Raw genomic sequence first — 12519 nt, 5'->3', positions numbered from 1 at the left:
TTTCAGGCGAGTTGTCCTCTGAGCACAGCGCTGGTCTCGGACCGGTTACAACCCGTTGACCGTCCGGCAATGGCCATGGATCATCCCGGCATGGTCAGTGTTCTCAGCACGGATCCGGTCCGCGCTGAACGCGCCCGCATCCTGTCCGAGCTCCTCGGCGACCTCCAGTCGCTGGCCGACGCCGCCGTCGCGGCGATGCGCGAGGAGATCCCCGGCTACGCGGCGCAGGGGCCGGACTTCCACGCCGACGTACGGGACCAGGTGGTCAAGCACTACAGCGCCAAGCTCGCCGTGTTGCTGGAGGAGCGCACGGTGAGGTTCGAGGACATCTCGTTCACCCGGCGGGCCGCGATGCGCCGGGCCAGGGCGGGGGTGGCGCTGGCCGACTACATCAACGCGTTCCGGGTCGGGCAGCAGGTGTTCTGGGAGTCGGTGGTCGAGCGGGCGGGGAAAACGCCCGCCGGGCGCGAGGCGGCGCTGTCGCTGGCGGCCCCGCTGATGCGTTACTGCGACTTCGCCAGCACGCACGCGGCGAACGCGTACATGGAGTTCCAGCAGTACGCGGCCGCCGAGGCGGTGCGTGAGAGCCGTGACCTGCTGGAGACGCTGCTGGCCGGGGGCGTGCCGACGAGCGGCAGGGAGCTGGCCGCGGCGCAGGCGCACGGCCTGGCGCCGGACGCGCGCACGCCCCTGTTGGTGGTGACCGCGGTGCTGCTCGGCCCGCCCACCGCCGTGACGGCCGGACCCGACCGCGGCGCCGACGCCCGGCACGCCGCCTGCGCGGCCATCGCCAGGACCGGTGGGAACGGCACCCGCACCCTGTCCGTCGTCCGCCAGTCGGAGATCGTCGCGGTGCCCGTACTGGGCCCGAACGCCGATCCCGAGGAGCTGTGCGACCGGCTGCAGGCGGTGCTGGAGGGCCTGGCGAACGAGGGCATCAGGCTGGCCATGGGCATCAGTACGGTGTCGGCCGGCCCGGCGCAGATCCCGCAGGCCTACCAGGAGGCCAGGGCGGTGCTGGACTTCGTGCCCGAGGAGGGCGGCGTGGCGGCGCTGCCGCGGATCACGCCGTTCCAGTATCTGGCGCTGAAGGCCGACGACACCGCCCGCCACCTGGTGGACCCGCGCATCACCTCGCTGCTGGCCGAGGACCGGGCGCGCGGCGGTGTGCTCACGGCCACGATCAGGGCGTTCGCCGCCGCCGACCTGAACCTGCGGACCGCGGCCGAGCGGCTGCAGATCCACCCGAACACCGCCCAGTACCGGCTCCGCCGGATCCAGGAACGCACCGGGCGCAGCCTGCGCTCGATCAACGATCTCGTCGACCTGCTCGTGGCCATCGCGCTGCAGGACGCCCAGCCGGCTCTCGCCGTGCCCGCGCCGGATACCTGCGGGCCCACCAATACCGGGCGGGAAAGACTGGCCACAGCGACCAATGAGAGACGTGGGAGCGTGGACGTACGGTCTTTCCATGAACCTCGCTGACCGGCTCCACATCTCCGCCGAGCGGCTCGGTGGCAGGGCGGTGCTCACGCTGGACGAGGCGCGGCTCACCTACGGCACGCTGGAGGAGCTGAGCGCCCGGCTCGCGGGGCTGCTGCTGGCCCGCGGGATCGGCGCCGGTGACCGGGTCGCGATCATGTTGCCGAACGTGCCCGAGTTCGGCGTCGTCTACTACGGGGTGCTGCGGGTCGGGGCCGTGGTGGTGCCGCTCGACCCGCTGCTGAAGCGCCGTGAGATCGCGGCGTACCTGGGGGACTGCGGGGCGCGGCTGCTGGTGGCCTGGCACGCGTTCGCGGAGGCGGCCGAGGCGGGCTCGGCGGGCACGAAGGCCGACTGCTTCTTCGTGGTGCCGGAGGAGTTCCGGCGGCTGCTGCGCGGGGTGGCGGCCGAGCACGAGATCGTCTCCATGGCCCCGGACGACACCGCGGTCATCCACTACACCTCGGGGACGACGGGCCGGCCCAAGGGCATCGAGCTGACCCACGGCAACCTGAGCGGCAACGCCGCCACCGTGGCCCGCATGCACGCGCTCGGCGTGGACGACGTGGTGCTGGGGGCGCTGCCGCTCTACCACACGTTCGGCCAGACGTGCTCGCTCAACGCCACCGTGCAGGCGGGCGCGCGGCTGACGATGCTGCGGCGGTTCGAGCCGGGGCGGGCGCTGGAGGTGATCAGGCGCGACGGGGTGACGGTCTTCCAGGGCGTGCCGACCATGTTCATCGCGCTGCTCGACCATCCGGGCGCCTCGGACATGTCGATGCTGCGGGTCTGCGCGTCCGGCGGGGCCGCGCTGCCGCTGGACGTGCTGCGCGCGTACGAGGCCAGGTTCGGCTGCGAGATCATCGAGGGGTACGGCCTGAGCGAGACCTCCCCGGTGGCGGCCACTAACCGGGGCGGCGACCACCGCAAACCGGGCTCGATCGGCTGGCCGATCAGGGACGTCGAGATGAAGGTCGTCAACGAGGACGGCACGGAGACCGAGCGCGGCGAGATCGGCGAGATCGTCGTACGCGGCCCCAACGTGATGAAGGGCTACTGGAACAACCCCGTGGCCACCGCGGAGGCCCTGCGCGACGGCTGGTTCCACACCGGCGACCTCGGCCGGGTCGACGAGGACGGCTACTTCTTCCTGGTGGACCGCCGCCGCGACGTGATCATCCGCGGTGGCTACACGGTCTACCCGCGCGAGGTGGAAGAGGTTCTGTACGAGCACCCGGCCGTACGCCAGGCGGCCGTCTTCGGCGTGCCGCACCCCGAGCTGGGCGAGGAGATCGCGGCGGCGGTCGCCCTGCGCGCCCCGGTGACCGGCGAGGACCTGCGCGACTTCGTCCGCGAGCGGGTGGCCGCCTACAAATACCCGCGTCACCTGTCGTTCGTGGACGAGCTGCCGATGAGCCCCACGGGCAAGATCCTCAAGCGCGCGCTCGCCCGCCCGGCTGCGGGCCGGGCCGATCAGCGGGTGTGAGCGCGGGTCGCCGCGTGCCGGCGCGCGGCTAATCGCCTGCATTAATGACAATACCTATCCCCTCTCCTCAAACGCGACAAATGGTGAATCACGCCTGCCGCCGTAGATATGCTGACATAATTCGGACGGCAAGCATGAGCTACCGGCATAAAACCTTGACTCGGCGAATGCGTGATCTATAGTTCTGGGCAGCCGGCCTCCGACAGGAGAAGTCCATGCGCGTGCTCATCACCGGCTCCGCGGGCTATGTCGGGGCCGTTCTGACCAGAATGATGAAAGCCTCCGGCCATGAAGTGACCGGCGTGGACACGCACTTCTTCCGGGATGCCAGCGTGTTGGACGGCAATAACGGGACAAATCAAAGATCCAGTGACATCCGGCAACTACAGGTCGCTGATTTCCATGATGTTGACGGTGTTGTCGATCTCGCCGCCCTTTCCAATGATCCCCTGGGCAATCTCTGCGCCGCTCTCACGTTCGAGGTCAACCACCTGGCGGCCGTGCGCACCGCCCGGCTGGCGCGGGAGGCGGGCGTCTCCCGCTTCGTGTTCTCCTCCAGCTGCAGCATCTACGGGCTCGACAGCCGTGAGCCGCTGACGGAGGCCGACCCGGTGCGCCCGATGACGCCCTACGCGGTCGCCAAGCACCTGGCCGAGTGCGACATCGCGCGTCTGGCCACCGACGACTTCAGCCCCACCTTCCTGCGCAACGCCACCGCCTTCGGCCCCTCGCCCAACCTGCGGCTGGACCTGGTGGTCAACTTCCTGACCGCGCTCGCCTGCGTCCGCAAGGAAGTACGGCTGCGCGACGACGGCCTGGCCTGGCGCCCCTTCGTGCACGTGGCCGATCTCTGCCAGGCCGTCATCGCCACGCTGGAGGCTCCCCGCGAGGTCGTGCACAACGAGATATTCAACGTCGGCCGCTCCGACAACTGCCATCGGATCAGCGAGATCGCTGAGCTGGTCACCACCACGGTGCCGGATTCGACGCTCGGCGCCGCCGTGGAAAGCCTGCACGACAAACGCTCATATCGGATCGACTCCACCAAGATTTTCCGCGCCATTCCTGGACTGCGTCTCGACCGGACGGTTCGGCAGGGCATCGAAGAACTGGCGGAGTTCTACCGGTCGATCGACCTCGACGAAGAAGATCTGGTGAGCGGCAGGTTCGAGCGGCTCGCCGGCATTCTCCGGCACCAGCGCACAAAGCGGCTGGATGACCGCCTGTATTGGACCGGTGCGGCCTGACCGGCCGATCGCGCAGAAAACGACTATCAGATGGCGTACGCGAACTCGATGAGATTCAAGCTCCCCATCGTCAGCCCCTATCGGCTCGCGGAGGACCGGCAGGCGGAGTTCCTGGCCGCCATGGAGGCGATCATGCTCTCCGGCACCTACCGCACCGCCGGCGGCTGGTCCCGCCGGGTGGCCGGCTGCGTGGCGACCGAGCTGCGGCTGCCCGCGTCGTGGTCGGTCGTGCCCACCCGCTCGGGTACGGACGCGCTCGTGATGGCGCTCGCGATGGCGGGTGTGCGCCCGAGCGACCACGTGGCGGCGCCGGACCTGGCCTATCACGCCGTGGGCGCGGCCATCTCGCAGGTCGGCGCCGTGCCCCGGTGGATCGACGTCGACCCGGGCTCGTTCAACATGGACGTCGGCGCGCTCGCCACCGCCTGCGACAGGATGCCGGTGGCCGCGGTGATCGCCGTCGACAACTACGGCACCCCCTGCGACAGGTCCGGCATCGCCCGGGTGTGCGCGTCCAGGCGGATCCCGTTCGTGCTGGACGCGTGCGAGAGCCTGGGCACTCCGCGGAACGCCACCAACTCCGTGTGCCAGGCCGACTTCGTGGCCCTCAGCTTCAGCTTCACCAAGCCGATCCACGCGGCGGGCACGGGAGGCGCGCTGTGCCTGCCGGGGCACGTGCTCGACGAGCGCGGCGGGCATCCCGGGCTTCTCCTGCACCCCAGGCGGTTGCCCGAGCTGAACGCCGCCTACCTGACCCTGGCCTGGCCCGACCTGCCCATGGTGGTGAGCAAGCTGCGGCTGGTCTACGACACCTACCGCGAGCACCTGTCCGGCACCCCGCTCACCGGCCAGGACGACGGTGGCGGCTCCAACCGGATCCACGCGCCGTTCCTGCTGCCACCGGACACCAGCCGGTCCGACCGGGACGCGCTCATCTCCCGCCTGGCCGCGAGCGGGTTCGAGGCGAGGGCGTATTTCGAGTCGCAGAGCAGGCTCTGGGGGACGCCCTCGCCGCCGGTGTCGGCCCAGCTCGCGCGCCGGGTGATCTGCGTTCCGACGGGGCCCGGCTTCCCGCTGGAGTGCGTCGAGGGCGTGACGTCGGAGCTGCGCCAGGCCCTGGGAGCACGACGGACATGATCGTCTCGCGCTACCGTACGACCGTCTTCGGCGAACCCGGCGAGATCCCGCAGGCCCCGAAGGTCTCGGAGCTCTTCGTCAGCGGCGTGAGCCTGATCACCTACACGGCGCTGCACCTGAGGCCCAGCGTGCTCACCACCGCCCTCGACTCGGGCAAGATCGACCAGAACCAGGGAGAGAACTCCTACCTGGCCAAGCTCATCGACCACCACGGGCTGCACTACTCCGAGCTGCTCCCGGCCAGCAGGCTGCCCGCCGAGATCGCCTTCGCCGCCCACGCGCAAACCGACGACCTGCACCAGTCGATCGTCTGGATGGACGACGAATACGCCCTGCTCGTCATCCCGTGGGTGTTCGCCACGGCCAACCGTACCGACGCGCTGGGCAGCATCCGGCTCAGCCACCCGCTCGACCTGGACGAGCTCGTGCAGCTGGTCAACGTGATCACCAGCAGGAGCGTCTGCGAGAAGGTCGCCAAGCAGGCCGTGACCGCGCTGTGCGACCAGGCGATCCTCAGCGACGGCGACGTCATCGAGCGGCGCCCGATGAACGCGCTGCCCGCCGTCCAGATCTGGGACCTCAACGGGTCCGCGAGAGAGGAGGCCCCCTACGACGGAGTGGCCGAGTCACGGCGCTTCTGCTGGGAGATCTCCACGCTGATGGCCTACGCCACCGACCACGTCAGCAAGGACGGGCTGTGGCGCAGGCGCAGCCCGGACCAGGTGTTCAACGACGTGGCCACGGGATACACGGTGCTCGGCGACCACATGGTCTTCGTCAACCCGAGCTGCTGCCTGGAGATCTCGCACCTGCCGATCGACCTGCGGCCGCGATCGGAGTTCAGGATGCGCTATTACGGCTTCGACTCCTCCTCCATTTTCGTGTGGACGGTCGCGAACCTGCGGCAGGCGGTGTCGGAGAACCTGGAACGGCACTACCGGCTCACGATGGAAACTCTGATAACGGAGCCGACCATCGCCGCGAAGCGCAACATCGGCATCGCCAAATCCCAGCTACGCCATTCCGCGATGCTGACGGAGCTTCACAATTTTCGGCACTCACTACACGAGGCAAGAAATCGGGCATTTGACGAAGAGCTTTGTATTCTGCGCAAATCCGATGAGGCTGCGGCACGCACGGCAAAAGAGATGGACCGGGTGATCCAGCTCGCTTCCGAGCTCAGCCGGGCTCGCGACCAGGTGGTCACGTCGAATTCCAACACGCTGCTGGCGGCCCTGGCCGCCGGGCTGGCCATCGGCGGAATCCCCGAGCTGGTGGAGCAGGTGGACGTGTGGATCGGCGCCCGGGATTGGCTGAAGCTGTGTGTCGCGGTGGCCTTGGCAATTATCATCATCGCTGCGATCCTCAGAATATGGAAAGGGCGAAGATGACTCTCTGAACGCCCTTCAGCATCTAGGCGGCCATAAATGACTGTCACGGACAATGCCATCAATGCGATCCCCCGATTCAGCCGGTCGTGGACCGATCGGATCAGGTTCTTCGACAAGTCGGTGACGGAGGTCCGCGCGGTCACGTCCGCCGACGGCGTCGAGCCGGCCGGACGCGACACCGGGCCGGGCCGTGCCGGGCGCGACACCGGCGCCGCGTCCGACGTCCCGGCCGTCCTGGTGGCCGCGATGGCGGCCGCCGCGCGGGCGGGCCGGCTGGCGGCCGGTGAGCCGGCCGGGCCGGAGGACGCCGGGTCTGACCAGGACGGGGACCAGGGCGGGGACCAGGGGGTCCAGGCCCGCAAGCGGCGCATCGACGGGCAGGCCACCGCCGCCGCCGAGTCGATCCTGCGCGGCTTCGCCGAGCGCCTGGTCATCGTGGCCGGGGAGGGGCCCGGCGAGCAGATGCCGGGGGCCTTCGTCGGACAGGAGCTCGGCGGCGACGCGAGCTCCCCGCGCACCTGGAGCGGCATCTTCGACTACGTGGACGGCACCACGCTGACCGCCCTCGGCCTGCCCGGCGCCCTGTCGCTCGGCGGCCTCGGCGAGGGCCTGCGCTCGGTGCCCGACCTGCAGGCGTACGCGGTGCTCGCGCCCGTCTCCATCGCCGGCCGGCTGGACCTCGGCACCCCGCCGGAGGAGCACGCGCTCGACCTGATCGACGCGATCGGCGCCGAGTGCGGCGTGCGCCGGCGCGGCGACCTGCGGGTCGTCACCCACAGCCACGACACCGGGCCGTTCCACCAGACGCTGATCCGCCGGTTGCGGGAGGGCGGGGTCGGAGACGTCGTGGTGCCCGATCCCGTCATCATCGAGCCGCCCTACGTGCTGGCCCGGGCCGGGCTGGTCGAGCCCAGGGTGGACACGATGATCGGGGTGTTCGGCTTTCCCGAGCTGATGTTCGCCTGCCTGATCCTGGAGCTGATCGCGCCGCAGTTCACGTTCGTCTTCAGGCCCGCCTCGCTGAGCGGGCTGCGCGGCGAGTCCAGCACGCTCGCGCCGCTGTTCGACTTCGAGGACGACGAGGTCGAGCAGCTGGCCGCCGTCGGGCTCCGGCCGCACGAGCAGTTCGTCGGCTCGCACCTGGTCCCGGCGGGAACGGGGCGGGCCGCCGCGATGTTCTCGGTGACCGGCAGCCCGCTGCTCCGCCTGGACCCGCCCGAGCGCCACGGCGACTCCGTGGCCGTGGCCGGCCTGCTCCTGGAAAGGGGCCGGACGACCCGGCTGCGGATCACCAGCGACCTGTAGCGGGCCGGGGTCAGTAGACCTTGGCCAGGATCCCGCCGTCGACCACGATGTCCGTGCCGGTGATGTAGGAGGCGTCGTCGGAGGCGAGGAAGGCCACCGCGTTGCCGACGTCGCGCGGGCTGGCGAAACGGCGCATCGGGTATTGGGCGGTGATCGAGCGGCGCGCGGCCTCCGGGTCGGGCTGGAAGTCGAAATAGTCCTTCAGCCCGGGGGTCTCCACGTCGCCGGGGCAGACGGTGTTGAACCTGATGTTGTCCGGTCCGTACGCCACCGCGAGCGAGCGGCACATCGACCGCAGTCCCCCCTTGGTGGCCCCGTACGCGGGCAGGTCGGGGTCGCCCACCAGGCCGAGCACGGAGGCGGTGATCACCACCGAGCCGCCGCCGGCCGCCCGCATGACGGGCAGGACCTCCTTGATCCCCAGGTAGACGCCCTTGAGGTTGAGGTCGTGGAGGCGGTCCCAGGTCTCGTCGGCGAAGTCCTCCACCCGGCCGAGCAGGGTGACCCCGGCGTTGGCGTGCAGGACGTCGATGCGCCCGTACTCGGCGCACGCGCGGCGCACCATCTCCTGGTTTCCCTCCCGGGTGGACACGTCGGCCTGCACGCCGATGGCCGCGCCCGAGTTGCCGCGAATGGTCTTGACCGTCTCGTCGAGCGTCGTGGCGTTGATGTCGACGCACACGACGGCCGCGCCCGCCTCGGCCAGCCGCAACGCGCTGCCCTCGCCGACGCCCTGGCCCGCGCCCGTCACTACGGCGACTTTTCCGCTGAGGTCCATGCCCGCTCCCGCCTGAGATGCCTTCACCACGGTTATAGCCTCCGGGCCCGTGAACGCGGCTTCTCCGAGCATCAAGCTCTCCCCCGGATATCGCCAGTACTACCTGCGGGACACCCACGGGATGAGAATTCTCCCCCGGCGGGTGTCAGTGGGGCTCGTTGACGCAGCGGAGCACCGGGTAGGCGGTGAGCGCGGCCGGGTCCAGGTCCCGCTCGGTCGTGACGTGGAAGGTACGGCTCTCCCCCGGCAGCAGCGTGACGAGCTGCTCGTCCACGCTCGCCGCCGGGTCCAGCCGGTCCGGGAAGAGGGCCAGCTCGCGCAGGATCGTCGTGGCGGTGACGGTGACCGCCAGCCCGCCCTCCTCCGGCTCGACGGCCGCCGTGTACGCCGCGAGCGGGTAGGCCAGCGCCGGGTCCTCGGCCAGGGTGAACAGCGCGCGCAGCGAACCCAGCTCCGCGGTGAGCAGGGCGGCCTGCGGCCCCTGATCCTGGCGGGGTGGGCCGACTCGGAGGGTGGCGCGGGGCGCGACGGTGACGGGCTCGTCCCCGGCCGCCAGGATCCGTCCCGACAGGTCGCGCAGGGCCAGTGCCAGGGTGCCCGCCCACTCCTCGTCCGTGTCGTTGACCAGGACGACGTCCCCGTCCTGCCGGGTGATGAGCCGGTCGGCGAAGGCGCGGCGCAGCGCGTACCAGAGGGGTTTCCTGCGGCCCGCGCCGTCCACGGCGGCCCAGGACGTCACCGGCCAGCAGTCGTTGAGCTGCCAGACGATCGTCCCCATGCAGTACGGCATGAGCGAGCGGAACCGCTCGACCCCGAACGCCATCGCGCGGGCCTGGTTGAGCTGCGTGTAGTAGTGCCAGTCGTCGAACGTCCCGGGGCGCGGCAGGTGCGCGCCGAGGCCGCGCAGCAGCTTGGCCTGGCCGTCGGCCGCCTTCTGGTGTGAGCTGTCCGGCGTCGGCGGCTCGTCGGAGGAGGCCGCGCGCAGGGTGGCGTAGGCGGGCGGCCCCTGGAAGCCGAACTCGGCCACGAAACGCGGGGTGTGGCCGGCGTAGCGGGTGTAGTCCTCGTGGTTCCACACGTCCCAGAGGTGCACGGTCCCGGTCGAGGGGTCGCGGACGTCGCGGTCGGGCGCGCCCGAGTAGGGAGTGCCCGGCCAGTACGGGCGGGTCGGGTCCAGCTCGGCCACGATGCCCGGCAGCAGGTCGTAGTAGAACGTGGCGCCCCAGCTCCGCCCGCCCAGCGGCGCCCGCCAGTCCCAGTGCTGGTGGCCCTCGATGTTCTCGTTGTTGCCGCACCACAGCGCCAGGCTCGGGTGGCAGGACAGCCGGGCCACGTTGTCACGCGCCTCGGCCTCGACCTCGGTCCTGAACGGCTCCTCCTCGGGGTAGGCCGAGCAGGCGAACGGGAAGTCCTGCCAGATCAGCAGGCCCAGGCGGTCGGCGAGGGTGTAGAAGTCCTCCGACTCGTACAGGCCGCCGCCCCAGACCCGCAGCGCGTTGGCGCCGCCGGCGGTGGCCTGGCCGAAGCGCTCCGCCAGGCGTTCCGGGGTGATCATGGCGGGGAAGCAGTGGTCGGGGATCCAGTTGTAACCCCGCACGAACACGGGCCGGCCGTTGACGATCAGGCGGAAGGCGTCCGGGTCGAGCTCGATCGTGCGGAAGCCGATCTCCCGCTGCCACCGGTCGGCGCCCGCTCGGACGGTGAGCGCGTAAAGGGGCTGCCCGCCGTGCCCGCGCGGCCACCACCGCTCGGCGTCCGGCACGTCCAGGCGCACCACGGCCGTGCTCTCGCCCTGCTCCAGCTTGGTCTCGGCACGCACGCCTGCCACGTCGGCGGTGACCGTCACGGGCGCGTCCCCGGTCCGCTCGACCCGTATGTGCACGTCCACGCCGTCGCCGCGCACCAGCGGGCGCACCTCCGCCAGGCGCGTGCCCGACCAGGAGTGCAGGCCGATCTCCCGCCAGATGCCGCTGGTCACCAGCGTCGGTCCCCAGTCCCAGCCGAAGTTGCAGGCCATCTTCCTGATGAACGGATATGGCTCGTCGTAGGGCCCCGGCCGCTCCCCGTGCAGCTCCCGCTGCTCCTCGGCGTAGGCGTAGGGGGCGCGGAAGGCCACCCGGAGCGTGTTGGCCCCGGCGCGCAGCAGGTCGCGCACCTCGAACCGGTAGGTGCGGTGCATGTTGGCGGTGCGGCCCGCCTCCTGGCCGTTCACGCTGACCACGGCGATCGTGTCCAGCCCCGCGCAGACCAGGTCGGCCCGCTCGTGGCCGTCGTCCTGCCAGTCGAACGTGGTCTCGTAGACCCAGTCCGTACGCCCGATCCAGCCCAGCCGCGTCTCGTTGTCGTCCCGGTAGGGGTCGTCGATGAGGCCGGCGGCCAGCAGGTCGGTGTGCACGCTGCCCGGCACCCTGGCCGGGATCGCGGCCGGTCCCACGGGGGCGTCACCGGCTGCGCGGAGGGTCCAGCCGTCGTGCAGCGGACGGTACACGTCTTCTCCCGATGGTCACTAAACCGAGTAAGCGCGAGCCGAACTTTACGTCCGTACTCCAAGGTCGTCAACGGTCGAACGGGAGCGTTACTCCTGGCCGTACCGCACTGGTGGTGGTTGAACGCCCAGTCCACGCCATCGATTAACCGTGAAAGCAAGGTCTTCGGAGGTCGGGGTGTCGCCGGGGGCCGCCGCCGTACCGGTGCCGGGTATCCGGCCCTGCTCGGGGTGGGTTTTGCGGCCGGGGCTAATATGGCGATATACGGGGATTTGACGTACTTATACGGGGGCTTTACGGGGCGGAATCGGCGTGCACGACCAGGGCGGCACCGCCTCGCCCGGACGTTATCTCACTCATCGATACGATTGGTCTTAACCGGTAAGACATGATCCATAGTCTCGCGCCATGACGCCCTGGGAGATGGTCGCGGTGCTCGCGGCCGGCATCGCGGGCGGTGCCATCAACACCGTCGTCGGATCCGGGTCGCTGATCACGTTCCCGACGTTGCTCGCCGTCGGCCTGCCGCCGATCACGGCCAACGTCTCCAACAACATCGGCCTGGTGCCCGGCGGGCTGGCCGGGGTCATGGGCTACCGGACGGAGCTGGCCGGGCAGCGCTCCCGGCTGCTGCGACTGGCCCCCGCCTCCCTGGCGGGCTCGATCATCGGCGGGCTGCTGCTGCTCAACCTGCCGGAACAGACGTTCACGGCGGTGGTCACCGTGCTGATCGCGTTGTCGTGCGCGATGGTCGTGATCCAGCCCAGGCTCAGCAGGATGCTCGCCGACCGTCCCCGGCACGCGCACGGCGGCCCCTGGCTGCTGCTGGGCGCGTTCGCGTCCGGCGCGTACGGCGGCTACTTCGGGGCGGGCCAGGGCATCCTGCTCATCGGCCTGATGGGCCTGCTGCTGGACGAGAAGCTACAGCGGGTGAACGCGGCCAAGAACGTGCTCGTCGTCCTGGTCAACGGCGCGGCGGCCATCCTGTACGTCTTCGTCGCCGACGTCGACTGGGTGGCCGTGCTGCTGGTGGCGGTGGGCTCGATGATCGGCGGCTTCCTCGGCGCCCGGATCGGCCGCCGGCTCCCCGCCTCGGTCCTGCGGGCCGTGATCGTGTGCATCGGCGTCGTGGCGATCGCCAAGCTCCTCACCGACTAGCCCGCCGGCGTGAGGAGAGCGGGTGTGCCTGGCGCTCTGGCCGCCTGGT

The 12519-nt window shown here is 70.5% G+C and carries 9 protein-coding genes; 7 read left to right on the top strand and 2 right to left on the bottom strand.

From position 1 onward, the window contains the following. Positions 1–90: 90 nt before the first annotated feature. The 6 genes from BLS95_RS22080 to BLS95_RS22055 all read left to right on the top strand — a co-directional run bounded on the left by BLS95_RS22080 (position 91) and on the right by BLS95_RS22055 (position 8048). On the top strand, positions 91–1485 hold the full coding sequence (locus BLS95_RS22080; protein ID WP_245765203.1) for a PucR family transcriptional regulator: 1395 nt from the start codon (positions 91–93) through the stop codon (positions 1483–1485). Further along, on the top strand, positions 1472–2968 hold the full coding sequence (locus BLS95_RS22075) for a long-chain-fatty-acid--CoA ligase (protein WP_090934190.1): 1497 nt from the start codon (positions 1472–1474) through the stop codon (positions 2966–2968). The genes BLS95_RS22080 and BLS95_RS22075 overlap by 14 nt, the downstream gene beginning before the upstream one ends. Before the next feature lie 215 nt (positions 2969–3183). Beyond that, positions 3184–4215, top strand: coding sequence for an NAD-dependent epimerase/dehydratase family protein (locus BLS95_RS22070; protein ID WP_090934187.1), 1032 nt, complete (start codon positions 3184–3186; stop codon positions 4213–4215). 48 nt (positions 4216–4263) lie between these two features. Continuing rightward, a complete protein-coding gene (locus BLS95_RS22065) occupies positions 4264–5352 on the top strand; it encodes a DegT/DnrJ/EryC1/StrS family aminotransferase (RefSeq protein WP_176993323.1) in 1089 nt (362 codons plus the stop codon). After that, positions 5349–6743 carry a hypothetical protein gene (locus tag BLS95_RS22060; RefSeq protein ID WP_090934180.1) on the top strand — a complete coding sequence of 465 codons (1395 nt, stop codon included), beginning with the start codon at positions 5349–5351 and terminating at the stop codon, positions 6741–6743. Before BLS95_RS22065 ends, BLS95_RS22060 begins: the two co-directional genes overlap by 4 nt. A gap of 36 nt (positions 6744–6779) precedes the next feature. Next, positions 6780–8048: a fructose-bisphosphatase class II gene (locus BLS95_RS22055; RefSeq protein ID WP_090934177.1), complete on the top strand. Its 1269-nt coding sequence runs from the start codon at positions 6780–6782 to the stop codon at positions 8046–8048. A gap of 10 nt (positions 8049–8058) precedes the next feature. Here BLS95_RS22055 and BLS95_RS22050 read toward each other — a convergent pair whose 3' ends face one another. After that, positions 8059–8826 carry an SDR family NAD(P)-dependent oxidoreductase gene (locus BLS95_RS22050; protein ID WP_090934174.1) on the bottom strand — a complete coding sequence of 256 codons (768 nt, stop codon included), beginning with the start codon at positions 8824–8826 and terminating at the stop codon, positions 8059–8061. Positions 8827–8971: 145 nt separating this feature from the next. Further along, on the bottom strand, positions 8972–11314 hold the full coding sequence (locus BLS95_RS22045; RefSeq protein WP_090934171.1) for a glycoside hydrolase family 2 protein: 2343 nt from the start codon (positions 11312–11314) through the stop codon (positions 8972–8974). A gap of 406 nt (positions 11315–11720) precedes the next feature. On the opposite strand from BLS95_RS22045, the gene BLS95_RS22040 reads away from it, so the two are divergent. After that, positions 11721–12470: a sulfite exporter TauE/SafE family protein gene (locus BLS95_RS22040; protein ID WP_090934168.1), complete on the top strand. Its 750-nt coding sequence runs from the start codon at positions 11721–11723 to the stop codon at positions 12468–12470. The last annotated feature ends 49 nt before the right edge of the window (positions 12471–12519 follow it).

This window comes from Nonomuraea jiangxiensis (assembly GCF_900099965.1).
In the GTDB taxonomy this organism is placed as follows: Bacteria; Actinomycetota; Actinomycetes; order Streptosporangiales; family Streptosporangiaceae; genus Nonomuraea; species Nonomuraea jiangxiensis.
Note: the sequence above shows the minus strand (reverse complement) of the source record. Positions and strands in the feature narration are given on the sequence as shown.